We start from the raw sequence: 22,097 nt of genomic DNA on the forward strand, positions 1-22,097 counted from the left end.
CGGTTTAAGCTCTCGCCTATAACTGTCCCCATGGAGCCTGGTATGAATGAAAGTACCGTCCCCGGCAACGCCTCCGACGACCGTTTCGATGAAGTGTTGGAGCTGATTAATTCTGCTCGACAACAGTCGATGCGAGCGGTGAACACCTGTCTGATCGAGTTGTATTGGCAGGTCGGTGCGTATATCAGTCGAAAGCAGGAGCAAGCTGAATGGGGCGATGCGGTGATCAGCCAGTTGGCCGAGCATTTGGCTTGGACACAGCCTGGATTGCGTGGATTTACCCGGCCAAATCTGTTCCGCATGCGCCAGTTCTATGAGACATATCGCGATGACGTAATTGTCTCACCGCTGGTGAGACAATTACCCTGGACCCACAACATTGTCATCCTGAGTCAGAGCAAACATCCGGAAGAACGCGAATTTTACCTGCGGATGACCGTCCAGGAAAAATGGTCGAAGCGTGAGCTGGAGCGACAGTTCAAAGCTGCCTTGTTTGAACGAAGCATCACTGAGCCGGCGAAGGTGTCGGCCGCGCTGAGAAAAACTCATCCCTCAGCGTTGGAAATCTTCCGTGACGCATACATGGTTGAGTTTCTCGGCCTGTCGGGCGCCCATGCCGAGACCGATTTGCATCACGGGCTACTGGCTCGCCTTAAGGAATTCCTGATCGAACTCGGCCGCGATTTCTGCTTCGTCGGCTCTGAGTATCCGCTCCAAGTCGGCGGGAGAGATTTCTCGCTTGATCTGTTGTTTTTCCACCGCAGCCTCAACTGTCTTGTGGCGATCGAGCTCAAAGTCGGTCGTTTCGAGCCGGAATATCTTGGTAAGCTGGACTTTTATCTGGAGGCACTGGATCGCCATGAGCGTAAATCCCACGAGAACCCTGCGATAGGTGTCTTGCTTTGTGCCAGCAAGGATGACGAAGTAGTTGAGTACGCGCTTAATCGAAGCCTCTCTCCGGCGCTGATCGCGGAGTACCAGGTCCAGCTGCCCGACAAACAGTTGTTGCAAGCCAAGCTGCATGAGTTTTACGTCTTGAACACGACGCAGTCGTCAGGATGTTGAATTAGCTGCTTATTCCCACAAGCCATAAGCACTGCACTTTGCGTGATATGGCCTTTGCGGGTTTGCCGGTATGATGGGCGCCCCCGCAGTCTGGATTGCGAATACGCCATGACATTGCAGTACCCAACCATCGCCGATTGCGTCGGCAACACCCCGCTGGTTCGTTTGCAGCGCCTGCCTGGCGCCACCAGCAATACTCTTCTGCTCAAGCTGGAAGGGAACAACCCGGCGGGTTCGGTCAAGGACCGTCCTGCGCTGTCGATGATCACCCGTGCAGAATTGCGCGGGCAGATTCAGCCTGGCGACACGCTGATCGAGGCAACTTCGGGTAATACCGGGATCGCGCTGGCGATGGCGGCCGCGATCAAGGGTTACCAGATGATCCTGATCATGCCGGACAACTCCAGTGCCGAACGCAAGGCCGCCATGACCGCCTACGGTGCCGAACTTATTCTGGTAACCCAGGAAGAAGGCATGGAAGGCGCACGTGACCTGGCCCAGCGCATGGAAGCCGAAGGTCGGGGCAAAGTGCTGGACCAGTTCGCCAACGGCGACAATCCTGAAGCGCACTACACCACGACCGGCCCGGAAATCTGGCGCCAGACCCAAGGCACCATTACCCATTTCGTCAGCTCCATGGGCACCACCGGCACCATCATGGGCGTTTCGCGCTATCTCAAAGAGCAGAGCGACAGCGTGCAGATCGTCGGCCTGCAACCGATGGAAGGCTCGGCCATCCCAGGTATCCGCCGCTGGCCGCAGGAATACCTGCCAAAAATCTACCAGGCTGATCGCGTGGACCGCATCGTCGACATGGCGCAAGCCGAAGCCGAGGACGTGACCCGTCGCCTGGCTCGTGAAGAAGGCATTTTCTGCGGCGTGTCCTCGGGCGGTGCGGTGGCAGCGATGCTGCGCCTGTCCAAAGAAGTTGAAAACGCGGTGATCGTTGCGATCATCTGCGACCGTGGCGACCGTTACCTGTCGACCGGCATTTTCGACGCGGCCAACTGATGGCCAAGCACGAGAGAGGCCTGCGCTTCCAGCCGACAGGCGGCAGCAAGGCACCCCAGATCCCGACTGGCAAGAAGCAGCGTCTGACGATCGAGCGCCTGGCCAATGACGGCCGCGGGATCGCATTTTTTGAAGGTCGCACCTGGTTTGTCCTGGGGGCCTTGGCGGGTGAAGAAGTTGAAGCGCGAGTGCTCGGTACTCACGGCAAGGTGGTGGAGGCGCGTACCGAGCGGGTGTTTCAGGCCAGTGAGCTGCGCCGCCCTGCACCTTGCCCACACTTCGGTCGCTGTGGTGGCTGCAGCGTGCAGCACCTGCCCCATGACGAACAGCTTGCACTGAAACAACGCATGCTGGCCGAGCAATTATCCAAGGTCGCCGGTGTCGAACCTCAGGAGTGGGCAGCGCCGTTGAGCGGTCCGGAATTCGGTTACCGGCGTCGCGCCCGAGTGGCGGTGCGTTGGGACATGAAAGCCAGGAAACTCGAAGTCGGTTTCCGTGCTGCTGGCAGTCAGGACATCGTTGCAATCAGCGAATGTCCGGTGCTGGTACAGCCCTTGCAGCCGATCATGACGCGATTGCCGGAAATGTTGCGGCGCTTGAGCAAACCTCAGGCGCTGGGGCATGTTGAACTGTTCAGTGGCTCCTCGCTGGCGGTGCTGCTGCGGCACATGGCGCCGTTGTCCGAGGCGGACCTGACCATTCTCAAGGAGTTCTGCGCTTTCCATGGCGCGCAACTGTGGCTGCAGGGTGAAGGCGAGCCGCAACCGGTGAATGCCGATCAGTCCCTGGGCTATCGCCTGGAGCGCTGGGATCTGGAACTGGCCTACCGACCCGGCGACTTCGTTCAGGTCAATGCCGGCGTCAACGAGGCCATGGTCGCCCAAGCACTGGATTGGCTGAAGCCGCAGCCGGATGAGCGGATACTTGACCTGTTCTGTGGCCTGGGCAACTTTGCCCTGCCATTGGCCAAGGTGGTGCGCGAAGTGGTGGCGGTGGAGGGTGTGCAGACCATGGTCGAGCGTGCAGCCGCCAACGCAGCTTGCAACAATCTGCATAACACTCATTTTTTTCAGGCCGATTTATCCCAGCCTTTGACTGATGCCGAGTGGGCAGTCGAAGGCTTTTGTGCGGTACTCTTGGACCCACCGCGTGACGGTGCCTATGAGGTTGTGCGCAAGCTCAAGGCGCTGGGCGCCGAGCGCCTGGTATATGTGTCGTGCAACCCGGCAACGCTGGCGCGTGACACGGTCGAATTGATCAAGCAGGGCTACCGGTTAAAACGTGCCGGGATTCTCGATATGTTTCCTCAGACGGCACATGTCGAGGCCATGGCGTTATTTGAAGCGAGCCAGGACGGCTCGTCTGGTCCGACTGACCCGCCCGTACAGCGCTCGAATTAGCCCCACGAGCGTACCCGGCAATAAAGGTCAGCGATTTGACGCATTGAATCTGCGTCGTAGGGAAGGTAAGCAAGATGGTACAGGTGAGAGCACACCAGCCGATCAACACCGACGGCAGTATCAATCTCGAGGCTTGGCTCGATCATGCGGTCAGTGTCGATCTGGCACTGGATCGCGAAGCCTTGAAGCAAGCGTGCGAGTTCGCCCGCGCGTCCGAGCAACAGGCCAATGCGGCGAAGAACCTGTGGTCCGAAGGCACTTCGAGTTTTCGCACCGGGCTTGAAATCGCCGAAATTCTCGCCGACCTCAAGCTTGATCAGGACTCGTTGGTGGCTGCGGTGCTGTACCGTGGCGTGCGCGAAGGCCAGATCGAGCTGCCGGCAGTCAGCCAGCGGTTTGGGCCGGTCGTCGCCAAACTCATCGACGGTGTGCTGCGCATGGCGGCGATCAGCGCCAGCCTGAGCCCCCGGCAATCCCTGGTGCTGGGTACCCAGGGCCAGGTGGAAAACCTGCGCAAGATGCTGGTGGCGATGGTCGACGACGTCCGTGTGGCACTGATCAAGCTGGCCGAACGCACCTGCGCGATCCGCGCGGTGAAAACCGCTGACGACGAGAAACGCAACCGGGTGGCCCGCGAGGTGTTCGACATCTACGCGCCGCTGGCTCACCGCCTGGGCATCGGCCATATCAAGTGGGAGCTGGAGGACCTGTCCTTCCGTTACCTGGAGCCGGATCAGTACAAGCAGATTGCCAAGTTGCTGCACGAGCGCCGGCTGGATCGCGAGCGGTTCATCGCCGACGTGATGAACCAGCTGAAGGTCGAGCTGCAGGCAACCGGTGTCGATGCCGACATCAGTGGCCGGGCCAAACACATCTATTCGATCTGGCGCAAGATGCAGCGCAAAGGCCTGGAGTTCAGCCAGATCTACGACGTGCGCGCGGTTCGAGTGCTGGTGCCGGAAATGCGCGATTGCTACACCGCGCTGGGCATCGTCCACACCCTGTGGCGGCACATCCCGAAAGAATTCGACGACTACATCGCCAACCCGAAAGAGAACGGCTACCGCTCGCTGCACACGGCGGTGATCGGCCCCGAGGGCAAGGTGCTGGAAGTGCAGATCCGCACCCACGCCATGCACGAAGAAGCCGAGCTGGGCGTGTGTGCGCACTGGAAGTACAAGGGCACCGACGTCAAGTCCGGTTCCAATCACTACGAAGAGAAAATCTCCTGGCTGCGTCAGGTGCTCGAGTGGCATGAGGAGCTAGGCGATATCGGTGGTCTGGCCGAGCAACTGCGGGTCGACATCGAGCCGGACCGGGTCTACATCTTCACCCCGGACGGTCACGCCATCGACTTGCCCAAAGGCGCGACGCCGCTGGACTTCGCCTACCGCGTGCACACCGAAATCGGCCACAACTGCCGTGGCGCGAAGATCAACGGGCGCATCGTACCGCTCAACTACAGCCTGCAGACCGGCGAACAGGTCGAGATCATTACCAGCAAGCACGGCACGCCGAGCCGCGACTGGCTGAACCCGAACCTGGGTTACGTGACCACTTCGCGGGCGCGGGCGAAAATCGTTCACTGGTTCAAATTGCAGGCGCGCGACCAGAACGTCGCGGCCGGTAAAACCCTGCTCGAACGCGAACTCAATCGCCTCGGTCTGCCAGCGGTGGATTTTGACAAGCTGGCCGACAAGGCCAACATGAAAACCGCCGAGGACATGTACGCTGCCCTGGGTGCCGGCGATTTGCGCCTGGCGCAACTGGTGAACCTGGCGCAGCAACTGGTCGAGCCGGAACGCGGCAACGAGCAGCTGGAACTGATCCCGCGCAAAGCCACCGGCTACAAACCGGGCAAGCGCGGCGACATCCAGATCCAGGGCGTCGGCAACCTGATGACGCAAATGGCCGGTTGCTGCCAGCCGTTGCCGGGGGATGCCATCGTCGGTTACATCACTCAGGGGCGTGGCGTGAGCATTCACCGTCAGGACTGTGCCTCGGTGCTGCAACTGGGCGGGCGCGAGCCGGAGCGCATCATCCAGGTCAGCTGGGGCCCGGTGCCGGTGCTCACCTATCCGGTGGACATTATCATCCGCGCCTACGACCGTTCCGGTCTGCTGCGTGACGTGTCCCAGGTGTTGCTGAACGAGCGGATCAACGTGCTGGCGGTCAATACCCGCTCGAACAAAGAGGACAACACCGCACTGATGTCCCTGACCATCGAGATTCCGGGGCTGGATGCATTGGGTCGGTTGCTGGGGCGGATTTCCCAGTTGCCGAACATCATCGAAACCCGGCGTAACCGTACCCCCTAAGTTGGGGGCTTGACTCTTTACTGTAGGAGCGAGCTTGCTCGCGATGGACGTCAACGATAACGCGTGCTGTCTGGATGAACACGTCGCTCTCAGGTTCATCGCGAGCAAGCTCGCTCCTACAAAGAGCGGATAGAGATTGATTGATGTATTCACTTGAAGATCTGCTGCACCTGATGAACCGCCTGCGCGACCCGCAGTTCGGTTGCCCTTGGGACATCAAGCAAACCTACGCCAGCATCGTCCCGCACACCCTCGAAGAAGCCTACGAAGTGGCCGACGCCATTGAGCGGGGGGATTTCGATCACTTGCAGGGTGAACTGGGGGATTTGCTGTTCCAGGTGGTTTACTACAGCCAGCTGGCGCGGGAAGAAGGGCGCTTCGAATTCGCCGGCGTCATCGATAGCATCACCCGCAAGCTGATTCGCCGTCATCCCCACGTGTTCCCTACTGGCGATCTGTACGCGCCGCTGGATGTTCCGCGCTTGAGCGAGGAACAGGTCAAGCAGCGCTGGGAAGAGATCAAGGCCCAAGAGCGCGCCGAGCAGTGCACGACGCCCCAGCAGCTGTCACTGCTCGATGACGTGCCTGCCGCGTTGCCCGCACTGTCCCGTTCGGCAAAATTGCAGAAGCGCGCAGCGCAGGTCGGTTTCGACTGGCCGGACGCCTTGCCGGTATTGGACAAGGTTCGTGAAGAACTCGATGAAGTGCTCCAGGCCATGGCCGATAACGACCCTGCGGCGGTGGCCGATGAGGTTGGCGACCTGCTGTTTTCCGTGGTTAATCTGGCGCGCCACCTCAAGGTCGATCCGGAAACCGCACTGCGCGGCGCCAACGGCAAATTCGAACGACGCTTCCGATTCATCGAACAGGCATTGCGCGACACCCACCGTCCCATGGAAGATTGCACCCTCGAAGAGTTGGACGCCTTGTGGGGCGAAGCCAAACGCCAGGAAAAGAATATGCCCAACTGCGGTTGAGCAGTTGCCTAAGTGAGTACTAAGCACCATGAGCATTTCCCTTCGCGACCAGTTGCTCAAAGCAGGGCTGGTCAACCAGAAGCAGGCCAAACAGGTCGGCAAAGAAAAGCAGAAGCAGCAGCGTCTGGTCCATAAAGGTCAGGCCGAGCAGGATGATACCCAGCAGCGCCTGGCCCAGGAGGCGCAGGCCGAAAAGGTCAAGCGTGACCAGGAGCTCAATCGTCAGCAGCAAGAGAAAGTAGAGGCCAAGGCCCGTGCCGCACAGGTCAAGCAACTGATCGAAGCCTCGCGCCTGCCGAAGTTGACGACCGAGGACTACTACAACTTCGTCGACGACAAGAAGGTCAAGCGGATCTGCGTCAATACGCTGATGCGCAACAAGCTCAGCAGCGGTTCGCTGGCGATCGTGCACCACGGCGGCGGCTATGAAGTCATACCGCGTGAGGCAGCCCTGAAGATCCAGGAGCGGGATCCGCAACGTATCGTCTACATGAATGTGCAGACCGAAGAAGTCGCTGCCGAAGACGATCCATACGCGGCCTATCAGATCCCTGACGACTTGATGTGGTAAGCCGTTAGAGCGCCCAACGACGACAAACCCCGCTCATGGCGGGGTTTGTCGTTTTCAATGCTGTAGTGACTCAGGCGCAGCGCCTAGGCGGAACGAAGTTCGCGTTGCTGCTCCAGTGTTTCCAGTTCGGCTTTGTAGTTGTGCGCGTCGGTCTCTGAGTGGAACATGCCGACCAGCAGGTCTTGCTGATGCACATCCCAGATCCGGATGCCGGCGGCTACACCTTCATGGGACATGTGTGAATCGTCGCGTTCAGTTACTTTCACAGTCATCTGCTTGCTCCAATTTCAGTTACCTGCACCAAGGCATGTGCAGGTCTCTGTTATAAGTTTTGATAGCAGGCTAAGTAAACAGGCCATTTGGGTAACAGTTTTTCATGAAAATCGAGAAAGCCCTGCAGCCCTTTAAATCCGCGACATTCGGTCGCAGGGCGTTTGGTTTCATGACAAAAGCTTCATGTTCAAAGAGGATTTTGACCCACGATAGCCCGTAGGAGCTGGCGAAGCCTGCGATCTTTTGATCCTGATTTTTCACATCAGAAGATCGCAGGTTTCGCCAGCGCCTGCAGGAAATGGCGGCGCCCAAACCAAAAAAAACGCCCCGAACCAGTCGGGGCGTTTTTTGTGTAGCGCAGCGGCAGGGCGTATTACTTGCCCGACCAGCGCTTCAGTACCAGAGTGGCATTGGTGCCACCGAAACCGAAGCTGTTGCTCATCACGGTATTGATGGTGGCGTCTTCGCGAGTCTTGGTCAGGATCGGCATGTCTGCCACTTCCGGGTCCAGTTCGTCGATGTTGGCCGAGCCCGCCATGAAGTTACCTTCCATCATCAGCATGCAGTAGATCGCTTCGTGAACGCCGGCGGCGCCCAGGGAGTGACCCGACAGGCTCTTGGTGGAGCTGATGGCCGGGGCCTTGTCGCCGAACACTTCACGTACACCTTTCATCTCCATGACGTCGCCGACTGGAGTCGACGTGCCGTGGGTGTTCAGGTAGTCGATCGGGGCGTCAACGGTGGACATGGCCATCTGCATGCAGCGGATGGCGCCTTCGCCGCTCGGAGCGACCATGTCGTAGCCGTCGGAGGTCGCGCCGTAGCCGACGATTTCCGCGTAGATCTTCGCGCCGCGCGCCAGGGCGTGCTCGAGCTCTTCGACCACGACCATGCCGCCACCGCCGGCAATGACAAAACCGTCACGCTTGGCGTCGTAGGCACGGGAAGCTTTTTCCGGGGTTTCGTTGTACTGGCTGGACAGTGCGCCCATGGCGTCGAACAGGAACGACTGGCTCCAGTGCTCCTCTTCACCGCCGCCGGCGAACACGATGTCCTGCTTGCCCATCTGGATCTGTTCCATGGCGGTACCGATGCAATGAGCACTGGTAGCACAGGCAGAAGCGATGGAGTAGTTCAGGCCCTTGATCTTGAACGGGGTGGCCAGGCAAGCGGAAACGGTGCTGCTCATGGTCCGCGTGACACGGTACGGGCCTACGCGCTTCACGCCTTTCTCGCGCAGAATGTCCAGCGCTTCCATCTGGTTCAGCGTGGAGGCGCCACCGGAACCGGCGATCAGGCCGGTACGCGGGTTTGAGACCTGCTCATCGGTCAGACCGGAGTCGGCGATGGCGTCTTTCATGGCCAGGTAGGCGTAAGCCGCCGCGTGGCCAACGAAGCGATAGATCTTGCGATCGATCAGTTCTTCGAGAGGAAGGTCAATGGAGCCGGAAACCTGGCTACGCAGACCCATTTCGGCATATTCCGGGTTGAACCGGATGCCCGGGCGACTTGCACGCAGGTTAGCGGAGACGGTCTCTTTGTCATTGCCCAGGCACGAAACGATGCCCAGACCAGTGATAACGACGCGGCGCATGCGGATAACCCTTAGAAGTTGTCAGTGGATGTAAATACGCCGACCCGAAGGCCTTCGGCGGTGTAGATCTCGCGGCCGTCGACGCTGACCGAACCATCGGCGATGGCCAGGTTCAGCTTGCCTTTGAGCACACGCTTGATCTGAATGTTATACGTAACTTTCTTCGCGGTCGGCAGGACCTGACCAAAGAACTTCACTTCGCCCGAACCCAGTGCGCGACCGCGACCTGGCAGGCCTTGCCAGCCAAGGAAGAAGCCGACCAGTTGCCACATGGCGTCGAGGCCCAGGCAGCCTGGCATCACCGGATCACCTTCGAAGTGACAGGCGAAGAACCACAGGTCCGGAGTGATATCCAGCTCGGCGACCAATTCACCTTTGCCGTACTTGCCACCCTCTTCGCTGATATGGGTGATTCGATCAACCATCAGCATGTTGGGGGCGGGCAGTTGCGCGTTACCTGGGCCGAACAGCTCACCGCGACTGCAGCGCAGCAGGTCTTCCCGAGTAAAGGCGTTTTGTTTGGTCATGCGAGCTCCTCAATAATCCGATGCGGCAGGTGGGGCGAATCTTCCCGGCCGATCGAAGCGTTTAATGCCTCGAGTCAGCAGCCTACTCATAGACTATTGCGTTGTGGTGAAAGTCACAGCACCAAGGACATGAAAGTACACTTGTGCACTGAAATTATTTTTCAAGCCCCTTTTCGGGCCTGTTCGGGTGCCTAAGACTGCCGCACTTTCGCCTTTCACGCCAGTCGCAGATGGTCAAAAGGCCTGTACTACTGCACCCAACGTTGCAGAATTTGCTGTAGGTCATTGCGTTTGAAGGGCTTGGCCAGGTAATCGTTCATTCCCGCCGTTAAACACGCTTCGCGATCGCCCTGCAGGGCGTTGGCGGTCAGGGCGATGATCGGCACGTTGTCGCAGCCGGGCAGTTTGCGGATTTCCCGGGTGGCCTCGTAGCCGTCCATGACCGGCAGGCGGCAGTCCATCAGGATGGCCTCGAACATCAGGCTTTCGGCGCTGCGTACCGCATGTGCACCATCAACGGCGACGCTGACAGTAAAGCCCAGACTGCGCAACATTGCTTCGATGACGGTCTGGTTGACCGGATTGTCCTCCACCAGCAGCACGTTGCGTCCCATGCCACCCCCCAGGTCCGCCGGCAGGCGCTGCGTGATGACAGGCAGCTTCTGCTTATACAGCGCCAGGGGAATTTCCAGGGTGAACACCGAGCCCAGGCCTTCTTCGCTCCTGGCGCGCAAGGTGCCGCCCATGCGTTCGGCCAGGGTTCGGGCAATCGGCAGGCCCAGCCCGGTGCCGCCGTAGCGCCGGGAAATGGAGCTGTCGGCCTGCTGGAATGCGTTGAACATCAACTCCAGGCTTTCGGCCGAAATACCGATGCCGCTGTCGCGCACGGTGCAGGTCAACCACAACAGCTCATGATCGAGCGATTGCCATTGCGCTTCGATGCTGACGCGACCGTGCTCGGTAAATTTCAGCGCATTGCCGACCAGGTTCACCAGAATCTGCCGGATGCGCGTCGGGTCGCCTTGAACCTGCAGCGGCCTCATGTCTTCGGGGATCAGCAGCGCCAACTCAAGTCCACGCTGCGTCGCGCTGTGCTGGAACGTCTGGGCGCAACTGCTGATCAGGTCCGCGAGGTTGAACGGGATGTGCTCAAGCTCCAGCGCGGAACGCTCGATTCGCGAAAAGTCGAGGATGTCGTTGATCACCTTGAGCAGGTGTTCGGTGGACTCCGAAGCAAGTGCTGCATACTCGACCTGTTCGTCGGTCATCTCGGTGGTTTCGAGCAACTGCAGCATGCCCAGCACGCCATTCATCGGGGTGCGCAGTTCGTGGCTCATCATCGCCAGGAAGTCGGATTTGGCGTTGTTGGCCTTCTCCGCTTCTTCGCGTGTCTGGATCAGCTGCTCCATCGCCTGGTGCTGTTCGCGGCTGGCTTGTTCGAGGCCGCTGGCGAGGTTGTTGATGTGCTGAGACAGTGCGCCCAGCTCGGTATCATCGACAATCGGCAGGGGCGTCTTGTAGTCACCTTCCTGGATGGCCTTGACCGCGTTGCCGATGTCGCGAATCGGTTGCGACAGGCTGCCCGCCAGGCGCCTGGCGATCAGGAACGTAAACAGTAGCGCAAACAATGCCAGGATCGCGGCCTTGAGCAGGATTTCCTGCTGGCGCTGATTGAATGCGTCGTTCGACAGGCCGACGATTACCCGCCCAAGGTAGTCCTCGGTGGGGGCGATGCTGGCAACTCGGCTGTTCTGGAAGAAATCGTTGTTGAGCGCGATCCGTTGCAGGCGCACGGGGGCCTGGAACACTTCGACCTGCTGTGAACGGTTATGGGTTTCGGAAGGTTGCTCGACATACACCAGGATGCGGTTGGCGCTGTCCTGGACTTCAAGGAAACGCACATTGGGCGTGGCCAGGGTGGCCTTGAGCAGGCCTTCGAGCACCTCGTTGTTACCGGAAATGACGCCATACTCAGCGGCGGGCGCCAGTTGGTTGGCAATCAGCTGACCGGTGTGATTGAGCTCCTGGCGCAAGTCCTGGATGCGCACGAAGGTAAAAAAGCTGATCAACAGCAGCGTCAGCAACAGGGCAGGGCCGAGGCTGATCAGTTGCGTGCGGGTGTTGATGTCCCAACGACGATGGAAGGTCACGGGCGGCTTACTCCTTCGGCCAACTGTGTTGCGACAGATGCTTCATTGATCTGTTCAATACCTAATGAACGAGCAACCTGCGGGTTGCTCAGGACTTTGAACCGATCGGGATAGTGCGTGCGTGGCCAGGTGGCTGGCGAGCGGTCGAGCAACCGGTCGAGCACGGCCAGCCAGTCGTTCTGGTCGCTGTAGGTGCTGGCGAGGCTGCCCGCCTTGACGAAGGCGGCGTTGGGGCCGACCAGCGCCATTTGCCGTGAATAGCTGCTAATGAGCAGGTTTTTGACGGTTTTGGGGTTGTACAGGTCCGGATCGTCCAGGCCCAGCAACACGTCGCTGTTTTTCAACAGGCTTTGCAGGGGGCGGCTGTCGTTGATGTCGTCCCAGTGCTCGGCGACGATCTCCATGCGCAGGGGGGCCGCAGCCTGGCGCAGTTCCTTGATCAGGAACTCACTGTGCTGGTCGTAGAGCACGCCGATCCGTTTTGCCTGGGGCAACAGAATGCGGATCAGGCGCAATTGGCGTTCAAGTGGCGGATCGCTCCACAGCAGGCTCAGGTGCTGGGGGAGGGCGGAGCCCAGGCGCTGTCGTGCCTGCAGACGACTGATGCGCAACACCAGTGTGGGCGGGCCTTGGGCATTCTGCAGGCGCCAGTCGAGACTTGGCGGGTCGAGCAGTATCAGTCGGGTGTCGCGTGGCAGTTTTCCCGGCGCAGGCAGATTGGCCAGTGCTTCAAAACGGACCCGGTCGCCCGGCCGCCGCTCGCTCAGTGCCGCGGCGAAGGAGCGCATGCCGGGACTGTCGTCGGCGCCGGTGAGCAGAATGTCGGCGGCATTTGCCGTCAGCAGGTTCAGCAGGCCGCCAATGGCCAGGCACAAACCGGCCAACAGGCGGCCGATGGTCGGCGTCTTCCCTGACAAACGACCTGGCATTCTAAAACTCCAGCTGCGCGCTGAAGTACATCACCTGGCGCTGGTCGTACTGGTTGTCGATAAAGGTGGTGGGTTGATGGTCCAGGCGCTGCTGCAGCACGCCGGCCAGTTCCAGGCTGGCTTTACCCAGCTGAATGCGCTTGGCAATACGTGTGTCGACCCGTTCGAAGCGGTAGCCGTTCAGCGCATCGTCGCCGTAGTAGAACAGGGCGCTGTTCCAGCCGTGCCCCCAGTCTCTCAGCCAGCCGGCCGAGCCACTGTTGCGCGCGGTCTGCAGTTCATCTTCCGGATTGCTCGCGTGAGCATCGACGTAGGCATAGGTCAGGCGTAGGCGGTCGGTGCGGTTGATGCTCCAGTCCATTTGCGTTTCGGCCCCGGTAAAGCGGGCCTGGTTGGCGTTACTGGCAATGTACTGATTGTTGCGCAAAGGTTCGCTGATCATCCCGCTGATTTCGTCGTGGAACACTTTTACGTCCAGCGCCAGCCCCAGCTCGATGAAGTAGCCGTTGTAGCCGAGCTCCCGGGAGCGCATGTGTTCCTGCTCGAGGTCACCGGGGCCTCGGGTCCTGACGAAATAGCGCGCACTGGATTGTCCGTATGCGCTGGGGCGCAGGTTGGTTACCCGGTAGCTCCAGTCGACGTTGTTCTCGAACATGTCCGGCGAACGGATCGCTTCGGAGTACACGGCCCGCAGGCCATGGCGCGGGTTGATCAGGTAGTTGACGGCCAGTCGCGGGGTCAGGGAGCTGCCGATCAACCGTGTGTCTTCGAACATGGCGCCGCCCTGCAGCAACCAGTGCTCGGTGGCGCGCCACTCCAGTTGGCCGAACGCGCGCCAGGTAGTGTCATTCAGGGTGCCATTGAAGTAGGTTTCGGAATCTGCCCGGTCGTAACGATAGTTCAGGCCGCTGACCAGGCGCAGGCCGTCGGACAGGCTCAGGGTGTCCTGCAATTCCAGGTCGAAGCGTGATTCCCGGGTACTCTGGTCGATATCGCCGCACAGGGTCTGGCGGGCGCCGTTGTTCCATTGCCCCAGCACCTGATTGCCCAGCTCCCGTTCCGCAGCCGGGCCCGGCGGCGCACCGGTGGTGGTGAAGCGTGCAATATTGCGCGCCAGCGCTTCGGTGTAGTTGGGGTTGAGCTGCCACAGCCGGGTCAGTTCCGGGCTGAATGACACTTCGGCATCGCAGGCACGCCATGTCTGCTGGCGGTCCCAGTGCTGGGCGGTGCCCTGGATATAAAGGCTGTGATCGGGATCGACGTCGAGGTTCCAGCGCAGTGAGCCTGCGTAGGTCTTGGCAACTACGTCGGAATTGTTCCCAGCGTCAGTAATCCCCGAGAACACCGGCCTGTAGGTGTAAGGCCGTTGGTTGCTGCCGTCCTTGGCGTTGAGCTGCCAGTCAATGCTCTGTCGTTCATCGAGTGTCTGGCTCACGGCGAGGTTGATGCGGTTGAGGCGACGGCTGTCGCGGTAGTCGGCGCCGTTGCGGTCAGAGTCAAAGCCGTCGTCTTGCAGGCCGGACAGCGACAGGCGCAGATCGCCGGAATCCCAGCCCAAGCCCTGGCTGGCGTAGTAATCATTGATGTCACGCTGACCGCGGATAATTTTCATCCGGGAGCCATGGCTGTCGGCGGGGCGGCGGGTAATGATATTGACCACCGCCATCAAGGCATTTGCGCCGTAGCTGACGGTGTTCGGACCGCGGAATACCTCGATGCGCTCGATGTCGTCCATGGGCACCGGAATATCGCTCCAGTCCACTGTGGACAAGCCGGCTCGATAAACCGAGCGACCATCGATCAGCACCTGCATGCGCCGTGCTTCGCTGGCGCTGGTGCCGTGATAATTCACCGCTGCCTGGTTGCCGCTGATGTTGCCGACCATCATCCCCGGCACCAGGCGCAGCAGTTCGCTGATGTCCCGGGCGCCGCTGGCCGTGATCAGTTGGCTGTCGATCACCGTCATGCTGCCCGGTACCGCCGCCGGCGACTGCTTCAGCCGAGTCGCCGTCAGGACTTGCGGCAAGGGTTCGCCGTCGAGGAACAGGTCGTCTGCCAGCAATGGCGAGCTGAAAACCAGCGCCAGAACCAGCGGCGAGCGCGATGACGTGGAACCAAATGACACAACACATCCCTGATCGTGGTGAATGGGCGCGCATGTTAACCGAGCCGGTCGACTTTTCCATGGAGGATGCCGGCATTTCCGAGGATTTGTTGCGAGTGTCCCGGTTCGCGAGGCTAATTGACGTGAGGGCTGGCCGCGACCGGGACGCTCCGTATAATGCCGGCATCGCCATTGGTATGGATTAACGGATTGCATATGACTGAACAGCGCCCAATCGCGGTCCTGGGAGGCGGAAGTTTTGGTACCGCCGTGGCCAATCTCCTGGCTGAAAACGGGCATCAGGTCCGACAGTGGATGCGAGATCCGGAGCAGGCCGAGGCCATCCGGGTCAATCGTGAGAACCCGCGTTACCTCAAGGGCATCAAGATTTTGCCAGCGGTGGAGCCGGTCACCGACCTGCAGGCCACGCTGGACGCCTGCGACCTGTGTTTCGTCGCGCTGCCCTCCAGCGCGTTGCGCGCGGTGCTGATGCCGCATGCCGAACGTTTGAGCGGCAAGTTGCTGGTGAGCCTGACCAAAGGCATCGAAGCCCACACCTTCAAGTTGATGAGCCAGATCCTTGAGGAAATCGCCCCGCAGGCCCGCATTGGCGTGATCTCCGGGCCGAACCTCGCCCGGGAGATTGCCGAGCATGCGCTGACCGCCACAGTGGTGGCCAGTGAAGACGAAGAGCTGTGCCAGCGCGTGCAGGCGGCGTTGCATGGCCGCACGTTCCGCGTTTATGCCAGTGCCGACCGCTACGGCGTGGAATTGGGCGGGGCGTTGAAAAACGTCTACGCGATCATCGCTGGCATGGCGGTCGCGCTGGGCATGGGTGAAAACACCAAGAGCATGCTCATCACCCGGGCACTGGCGGAAATGACCCGCTTTGCAGTGAACCAGGGTGCCAACCCGATGACGTTCCTGGGGTTGGCCGGCGTTGGCGACTTGATTGTTACCTGTTCATCGCCCAAAAGCCGAAATTACCAGGTGGGTTTTGCCCTTGGCCAGGGCTTGAGCCTGGAAGACGCGGTGACGCGCCTGGGCGAGGTCGCCGAAGGCGTTAACACGCTCAAGGTGCTCAAGGTCAAGTCTCAGGAAGTGGGCGTATATATGCCGCTGGTCGCCGGACTGCACGCGATATTGTTTGAAGGGCGCACGCTTGAGCAGGTGATCGGGCTGTTGATGCGCGGCGAACCGAAAACCGACGTCGACTTCATTTCTACCAGTGGTTTCAACTGAATTTATCTGCGCACGTCCAATCTATTGAATCAGGGAGCGAGAAATGAACGAACCAAAAGAAGAAGCCAAGTACGAGTCCATTCTGCTACGCGTGCTGTGGATGATCGTTTACGTGCTGGTCTGGCAAGTCGCGCAATTCATCCTTGGCGCAGTGGTGCTGGTTCAGTTGATCTATCGTTTGATCTACGGTGCCCCGAGCGCCAGCCTGATGAACTTCGGCGATAGCCTGAGCCAGTTCCTGGCGCAGATCGGTCGTTTCGGCAGCTTCCACAGTGACCAGAAGCCCTGGCCTTTCGCCGACTGGCCGACGCCGCGCGCACCTGAGGGTGAAGCGCCGCACGCAGTGCCGCCAGCACCGCATCCGGCCCGAGATGAGGAACCGAAACTATGAAACTGTGGGTATTGCGCCATGGCGAGGCTGAGCCGCACGGCACACGTCCTGATTCCGAGCGGGAATTGACGGCGAGTGGCCGCGCCGAAGTGTTGCGCAGCGCTGCTTTGTTAATCAGCGAGCCGTTGACGGCGATCTACGCCAGTCCTTTCAAGCGTGCGCAGCAGACGGCAGAACTGGTGCGTGAAGCCCTGGGTTTCAAGCCGGATATTCGCACGGTCGATTGGCTCACTCCCGATTCCCGCCCACAAGCCGTGGCGGAGCAGCTGGTATCTGTCGATTATGCGCTGCTGGTGAGTCATAACCCGCTGGTGGGCAATCTGCTCGGGTATCTGCAGCATGGTCATGTGCAGGATCCGGAGCGAGTGTCTACGGCCGGACTGGCTGAGCTGGAGGGCGATTTACCGCTCGCGGGGGCGATGAAGCTCAACAGTATCAAGCATCCTTGATTCTGTAGCGATCGCCGTGGGAGCAAGGCTTGCCCGCGATGAATGCACTGACGCACAACTGGCCACCGAGGCGACCCCATCGCGGGCAAGCCTCGTTCATAAAGCAATAAAATAACCAACCAAGCAATCGCTTGGTTGACTACGCTTGCTCCAGACCAATAAAAGGAGCGAGTCGCATGTCTGGCGCTTTTCGATTGCCTCTGGATGTCTTCTACGAGCGTGAAGCCCGCCATCCCCGCCAGCGCTATCTGGTGCAACCCACGGGCGGCGGACGGGTTGAAACGCTGACCTGGGCCGACGTCGGCCATCAGGCACGCTGCGCTGCCCACTGGCTGCGAGCTCGGGAATTGCCCCAAGGCAGCCACATCGCCCTGATCTCGAAAAACTGTGCGCACTGGATCATTGCCGACCTGGCGATCTGGATGGCCGGCCATGTGTCTGTTCCGCTCTACCCCAATCTGACTGCCGAATCGGTGAGCCAGGTGCTCGAGCATTCCGAAGCGGCGCTGGCGTTCATTGGCAAGCTCGACGACTGGCCAGGCATGTCCCGGGGCGTTGCCGCCCATCTGCCGACCATCAGCCTGCCACTGCACCCTGCGGGTACTTTCAATTTCAGCTGGGCCGACCTGCAGGCCAGTTCTCCCATACAGGACGATCCCAAACCTGCCGCAGACGAACTGGCGACCATCATCTACACCTCCGGCACCACCGGCATGCCCAAAGGCGTGATGCACAGCTTCGCCAATCTGGGTTTCGCCACGAGCCGGGGCACGCAGTTGTTCGGCCTCAACGAGTCTGACCGCTTGCTGTCCTACCTGCCGCTGTGTCACGTGGCCGAGCGGATGTTCGTCGAACTGGCGTCGATCTACACCGGGCAAACGGTGTTCTTTGCCGAGAGCCTGGACACCTTCCTGACCGACCTGCAACGCGCCCGGCCCACGGCCTTGTTTGGGGTGCCCAGGATCTGGACCAAATTCCAGATGGGCGTCTACAGCAAGATCCCGGCAAAGCGCCTGGATTTCCTGCTTGGTTTGCCAATCATTGGCAAACGCGTGGGGCACAGAGTGCTCGCCGGGCTTGGCCTGGATGCGTTGCGTGTCGCGTTATCCGGCGCAGCTCCGGTGCCGCAGACGTTGCTGCTGTGGTACCGCAAGCTTGGGCTGGATGTGCTGGAGGTCTACGGCATGACCGAAAGCTGTGGTTACTCGCATATCTGCCTGCCCGGCCAGCAGAAACCCGGCTGGATCGGCAAACCCTGCCCCGATGTCGAGGTACGTATCGAACCCTCCGGAGAAGTACTGGTACGCAGCGGCGCGACCATGCTCGGTTACTTCAAGGAACCGGAGAAAACCGCCGACACCCTCACCGCCGACGGCTTTCTGCGTACCGGGGACAAAGGTGAGGAAGACGCCGAGGGCAACCTGCGCCTGACCGGACGCCTGAAGGAAATCTTCAAGACCAGCAAAGGCAAATACGTGGCCCCGGCGCCCATCGAAAATCGCCTGGCGGTGCACTCGCGCATCGAGCAGGTGTGCGTGGTGGGCGATGGCTTGAGCGCGCCGCTGGGCTTGTGCGTGCTGTCCGCCGTCGGCCAGCAGGACGCTGGGGGCACTGGTCGCGCGGGCCTGCATGCGAGCCTGGAAAAACTCCTGGAGGAGGTCAATGGCGCCCTGGATAAACATGAACGCTTGCGCCGCCTGGTGGTGGTCAGGGACAGCTGGGCGGTGGAGAACGGGTTCCTCACGCCGACCCTGAAGATCAAGCGCAATGTGATCGAAGCGGCTTACGGTGGCCGGTTCGAGGAATGGAGCGAGCGCAACGATACCGTGCTGTGGCAGGATTGATTGACGAACAAAACCAACAAAGGATGTCAGCGATGAGCCTGTGGCGCACCACCCCGAACATTGAGCAGTTGAACGCTATCCAGAAAAACACCATTGGCGAGGTGCTGGATATTCGCTTCGAAGCGTTCGACGACGAGTCCCTGACCGCGAGCATGGTCATCGACCATCGCACTCACCAGCCCTATGGCCTGCTGCATGGCGGCGCCTCGGTGGTGCTGGCCGAGTCCGTGGGGTCGATGGCCAGTTACCTGTGCATCGACGCCAGCAAGTTCTACTGCGTTGGCCTGGAGATCAATGCCAACCACCTGCGTGGCCTGCGCAGTGGCCGGGTGACGGCAGTGGCCAGGGCGATTCACATCGGCCGTACCACCCACGTCTGGGATATCCGCCTGACCAGTGACGAGGGCAAGGCCAGTTGCGTGTCGCGCCTGACCATGGCTGTGGTGCCGCTGGGCGAGAATCCTCCGGCGCGCTAAGGTTTTAAAGTCAAAAGATCGTCCGAACGCGGCCCGAGCCTTCGGACGATCTTTTGATCTCTGCGATATCTCCTACCACCATTCCTGACCGTTATGGTCATTGCCGTAACCCACCGTCTTACGGACAATCACCCCATGTTCTCGCTCATGGATTTGCCGGTATGCCGCAACAGATATTCTTCGCACACGCCAACGGTTTCCCCTCCGGAACCTATGGCAAATTGTTTGCGGCGCTGGCACCTGAGTTTCAGGTCACGCATCTGGAACAGCACGCCCACGATCCGCGCTTTCCGGCGGACGACAATTGGTACAACCTCGTGGATGAGCTGATCCATCACCTGCAACAGCAACCGGAGCCGGTGTGGGGCGTCGGCCATTCCTTCGGCGGCGTGCTGCACCTGCATGCCGCGTTGCGCTGCCCGGAGCTCTACCGCGGGGTGGTGATGCTCGATTCGCCGGTATTGACTCGTGCCGATCAATGGGTGATTCGCGCCGCCAAGCGCTTTGGCTTCATCGATCGCCTGACGCCGGCCGGCCGCACCCTGGGCCGGCGCGAAGAATTCCGCGACATGGACAGCGCCCGCCGCTATTTTGCTGGCAAAAGCCTGTTTCGCAGCTTTGATCCGGAGTGCCTGGATGCCTACCTGCTTCACGGATTGCATCAGGTTGGCGACACCTTGCGATTGCGCTTCGATCCTGCCACGGAAATCAGTATCTATCGGGGCGTGCCCCATACCAGTCCTGGCCGGGCGCGGCAGTTGAAAGTGCCGCTGGCGGTGGTTCGCGGGCACAAGAGCCGGGTGGTCATGCGCCATCACGCCAGCGCCGTGGGACGCATGCCGCTGGGTGAGTCCCTGACCATGCCCGGCGGCCACATGTTTCCACTCGAGCGCCCCCAGGATACCGCCACGCTGCTGAAGAACCTGTTCAGCCGCTGGCAAGCTCGTCCCAAGCAGGATTGCGCATGAGCCATGCCGTTGAAGAAATTCGCCTGAACCTGCCGCACATCGAATTGGCGGCACACTTGTTCGGGCCTGAGGACGGGCTGCCCGTGATCGCCTTGCACGGCTGGCTGGACAACGCCAACAGCTTTGCCCGGCTGGCGCCCAGGCTCCATGGCCTGCGTATCATTGCCCTGGACATGGCCGGGCACGGTCATTCCGGACACCGGCCTGCCGGTGCCGGCTACGCGATGTGGGACTATGCCCACGATGTACTGCAAGTGGCCGAGCAACTGGGTTTGCAACGCTTTGCGCTGCTGGGCCATTCGATGGGGGCGATTGCTTCATTGATCATCGCCGGTTCACTGCCGGAGCGCGTCACGCACCTGGCGCTGATCGACGGCATCATTCCTCCTACGGACGATGCGGAAAATGCCGCGCAGCGGATGGGCATGGCCTTGCAGGCGCAACTGGACCTGCGGGAGAAGCGCAAGCCGGTGTATGCCACGCTCGACCGGGCCATCGAAGCGCGGATGAAAGGCCTGGTAGCGGTAAGTCGCGAAGCCGCCGAGTTGCTGGCTCAGCGCGGGCTGATGCCGGTGCCGGGCGGTTATACCTGGCGCACCGACAACCGCCTGACGCTGCCTTCGCCCCTGCGCCTGACCACGGAACAGGCGATGACCTTTGTGCAGCGGGTCAGTTGCCGAGCCAAACTGGTGGTCGCCGCCGATGGCATGCTCGCCAGACACGAGGCGTTGCTGGAGCGTCTACCCTTCAGCCGGGAACAACTGCCAGGTGGCCATCATTTGCACCTGAATGATGAGGCTGGCGCGGATCTTGTCGCAGACTGTTTCAATCGGTTCTTCACCGTTCCTTGACTTGCGCCTGGCAACTGTCGAGGCTGGGCGGCTTGAAATGGGAGACAACCATGAAAGATCTCTACACCGCAGCGACCCCGAATGACCAACAGGTCGTCCCGCGTTCCCAGGGCATGCCGATCCGATGAGTCTTTCCATGCGCTCACTCAGTTTTTTCGCGCTGTGCTGTTTCAGTGCCCAGTCGTTTGCTGCCGACTTGCCCGGTAGCCAGGACCTGCCGATGCTGCCGCGGATGGCCGATGCGCAGATCGTCGACTATCGCCCCGCTGTGGAAATGGAACGGATCTATCCGCTGGGGTCGATCCGCAAGATCAGCGGGCAGTTGCGCTTTGACGGACAGGTCACGGCGCGTGGGCAGACCACTTCCGTCACCTACGAACTGCCCCCGGAACACTCTTCCACTGACGCTTTTACCGCGGCCCGTGAGGCCTTGCAGAAGCAGGGCGCCGAGTTGTTGTTCTGGTGCCAGGCGCGTGACTGCGGGGAGAGCAGCCTGTGGGCCAATGAGGTGTTTGGCAACGCAAAACTGTACGGGGCCGATGATCAACAGGCCTATCTGCTGTTGCGTCTGGCGGCGCCCCAGGACAATACCCTGGTAGCGCTCTACAGCATCACCAGGGGCAATCGTAAAGCGTATCTGCATGCCGAGCAGTTTGACGCCGCCGCGCCACTGGGCGAATTGCTGCCGACCTCCGCCACTTTGCTGCGACAGCTTAAAAGTACGGGCGAACTCGACTTTGCGAAGTTGTCCGGCGCGCCCGACGAGACCTGGTTGCGCTTGCTGTCGCGTGGCTTGAACCTGGATACCGGCCTGCGCGTGAGTGTCTCCGGGCCGAACGCCGAAGCCTGGCGTCAGGCGCTGGTAAAGCAGGGCGTGCGCGCGGCAAGGATGGAAACCGGCAGCAACGAAGGCTCTGGCCTGCACATCGAACTATTGCGATAAGCTTCATCAGGCGA

Annotated in this window: 20 protein-coding genes; 14 read left to right on the forward strand and 6 right to left on the reverse strand. The window is 60.5% G+C overall.

Annotated features, from left to right (window positions below; translation table 11 throughout):
• Positions 1 to 42: 42 nt before the first annotated feature.
• The 6 genes from AAEZ05_RS06870 (at position 43) to AAEZ05_RS06895 (ending at position 7,342) form a co-directional block, all read left to right on the forward strand.
• Positions 43 to 1,065, forward strand: a complete 1,023-nt coding sequence (locus tag AAEZ05_RS06870; protein ID WP_045061774.1) for a PDDEXK nuclease domain-containing protein — start codon at positions 43 to 45, stop codon at positions 1,063 to 1,065.
• Positions 1,066 to 1,173: 108 nt separating this feature from the next.
• Positions 1,174 to 2,076 (forward strand): cysteine synthase CysM, encoded by a 903-nt coding sequence (gene cysM, locus AAEZ05_RS06875; protein WP_045061773.1) that lies wholly within the window; start codon positions 1,174 to 1,176, stop codon positions 2,074 to 2,076.
• Positions 2,076 to 3,476 (forward strand): 23S rRNA (uracil(1939)-C(5))-methyltransferase RlmD, encoded by a 1,401-nt coding sequence (gene rlmD / locus AAEZ05_RS06880; protein WP_350600232.1) that lies wholly within the window; start codon positions 2,076 to 2,078, stop codon positions 3,474 to 3,476. Before cysM ends, rlmD begins: the two co-directional genes overlap by 1 nt.
• A gap of 74 nt (positions 3,477 to 3,550) precedes the next feature.
• Positions 3,551 to 5,794: a GTP diphosphokinase gene (gene relA, locus AAEZ05_RS06885; RefSeq protein WP_045061771.1), complete on the forward strand. Its 2,244-nt coding sequence runs from the start codon at positions 3,551 to 3,553 to the stop codon at positions 5,792 to 5,794.
• A gap of 143 nt (positions 5,795 to 5,937) precedes the next feature.
• A complete protein-coding gene (gene mazG, locus AAEZ05_RS06890; protein ID WP_045061770.1) occupies positions 5,938 to 6,771 on the forward strand; it encodes a nucleoside triphosphate pyrophosphohydrolase in 834 nt (277 codons plus the stop codon).
• A 28-nt stretch (positions 6,772 to 6,799) separates the two neighbouring features.
• Positions 6,800 to 7,342 carry a DUF2058 domain-containing protein gene (locus AAEZ05_RS06895; RefSeq protein WP_045061769.1) on the forward strand — a complete coding sequence of 181 codons (543 nt, stop codon included), beginning with the start codon at positions 6,800 to 6,802 and terminating at the stop codon, positions 7,340 to 7,342.
• Positions 7,343 to 7,425: 83 nt separating this feature from the next.
• Here AAEZ05_RS06895 and AAEZ05_RS06900 read toward each other — a convergent pair whose 3' ends face one another.
• From AAEZ05_RS06900 to AAEZ05_RS06925, 6 genes are all read right to left on the reverse strand, one after another.
• Entirely contained in the window at positions 7,426 to 7,614 is a 189-nt protein-coding gene (locus AAEZ05_RS06900; protein WP_045061768.1) for a hypothetical protein, read from the reverse strand.
• A 374-nt stretch (positions 7,615 to 7,988) separates the two neighbouring features.
• Positions 7,989 to 9,209: a beta-ketoacyl-ACP synthase I gene (gene fabB, locus AAEZ05_RS06905; RefSeq protein WP_045061767.1), complete on the reverse strand. Its 1,221-nt coding sequence runs from the start codon at positions 9,207 to 9,209 to the stop codon at positions 7,989 to 7,991.
• Positions 9,210 to 9,220: 11 nt separating this feature from the next.
• Entirely contained in the window at positions 9,221 to 9,736 is a 516-nt protein-coding gene (gene fabA, locus AAEZ05_RS06910; protein ID WP_010211704.1) for a 3-hydroxyacyl-[acyl-carrier-protein] dehydratase FabA, read from the reverse strand.
• A gap of 248 nt (positions 9,737 to 9,984) precedes the next feature.
• Entirely contained in the window at positions 9,985 to 11,886 is a 1,902-nt protein-coding gene (locus AAEZ05_RS06915; protein WP_350646848.1) for an ATP-binding protein, read from the reverse strand.
• Complete coding sequence (locus AAEZ05_RS06920; RefSeq protein ID WP_350646849.1) at positions 11,883 to 12,815, reverse strand: ABC transporter substrate-binding protein; 933 nt, start codon at positions 12,813 to 12,815, stop codon at positions 11,883 to 11,885. Before AAEZ05_RS06920 ends, AAEZ05_RS06915 begins: the two co-directional genes overlap by 4 nt.
• Before the next feature lies 1 nt (position 12,816).
• Positions 12,817 to 14,940: a TonB-dependent receptor plug domain-containing protein gene (locus AAEZ05_RS06925; RefSeq protein WP_350646850.1), complete on the reverse strand. Its 2,124-nt coding sequence runs from the start codon at positions 14,938 to 14,940 to the stop codon at positions 12,817 to 12,819.
• A 195-nt stretch (positions 14,941 to 15,135) separates the two neighbouring features.
• On the opposite strand from AAEZ05_RS06925, the gene AAEZ05_RS06930 reads away from it, so the two are divergent.
• The 8 genes from AAEZ05_RS06930 (at position 15,136) to AAEZ05_RS06965 (ending at position 22,083) form a co-directional block, all read left to right on the forward strand.
• The gene (locus tag AAEZ05_RS06930) at positions 15,136 to 16,161 is read left to right on the forward strand and encodes an NAD(P)H-dependent glycerol-3-phosphate dehydrogenase (RefSeq protein ID WP_045061763.1); all 1,026 of its coding nucleotides are present in this window, start codon (positions 15,136 to 15,138) and stop codon (positions 16,159 to 16,161) included.
• A gap of 43 nt (positions 16,162 to 16,204) precedes the next feature.
• Positions 16,205 to 16,552 (forward strand): DUF4389 domain-containing protein, encoded by a 348-nt coding sequence (locus tag AAEZ05_RS06935; protein WP_045061762.1) that lies wholly within the window; start codon positions 16,205 to 16,207, stop codon positions 16,550 to 16,552.
• The gene (sixA, locus tag AAEZ05_RS06940; protein ID WP_045061761.1) at positions 16,549 to 17,001 is read left to right on the forward strand and encodes a phosphohistidine phosphatase SixA; all 453 of its coding nucleotides are present in this window, start codon (positions 16,549 to 16,551) and stop codon (positions 16,999 to 17,001) included. The genes AAEZ05_RS06935 and sixA overlap by 4 nt, the downstream gene beginning before the upstream one ends.
• 176 nt (positions 17,002 to 17,177) lie before the next feature.
• On the forward strand, positions 17,178 to 18,845 hold the full coding sequence (locus AAEZ05_RS06945) for an AMP-binding protein (protein ID WP_205893468.1): 1,668 nt from the start codon (positions 17,178 to 17,180) through the stop codon (positions 18,843 to 18,845).
• A 32-nt stretch (positions 18,846 to 18,877) separates the two neighbouring features.
• Positions 18,878 to 19,321, forward strand: coding sequence for a hotdog fold thioesterase (locus AAEZ05_RS06950; RefSeq protein ID WP_045061759.1), 444 nt, complete (start codon positions 18,878 to 18,880; stop codon positions 19,319 to 19,321).
• A gap of 161 nt (positions 19,322 to 19,482) precedes the next feature.
• Positions 19,483 to 20,289 (forward strand): alpha/beta fold hydrolase, encoded by an 807-nt coding sequence (locus AAEZ05_RS06955; RefSeq protein ID WP_122839107.1) that lies wholly within the window; start codon positions 19,483 to 19,485, stop codon positions 20,287 to 20,289.
• Entirely contained in the window at positions 20,286 to 21,140 is an 855-nt protein-coding gene (locus tag AAEZ05_RS06960; protein WP_045061757.1) for an alpha/beta hydrolase, read from the forward strand. Before AAEZ05_RS06955 ends, AAEZ05_RS06960 begins: the two co-directional genes overlap by 4 nt.
• Positions 21,141 to 21,276: 136 nt before the next feature.
• Positions 21,277 to 22,083: a DUF4892 domain-containing protein gene (locus AAEZ05_RS06965; protein ID WP_205893470.1), complete on the forward strand. Its 807-nt coding sequence runs from the start codon at positions 21,277 to 21,279 to the stop codon at positions 22,081 to 22,083.
• The last annotated feature ends 14 nt before the right edge of the window (positions 22,084 to 22,097 follow it).

The sequence above is a fragment of the Pseudomonas sp. HY13-MNA-CIBAN-0226 genome, from assembly GCF_040310305.1.
Taxonomy (GTDB): Bacteria; Pseudomonadota; Gammaproteobacteria; order Pseudomonadales; family Pseudomonadaceae; genus Aquipseudomonas; species Aquipseudomonas gregormendelii.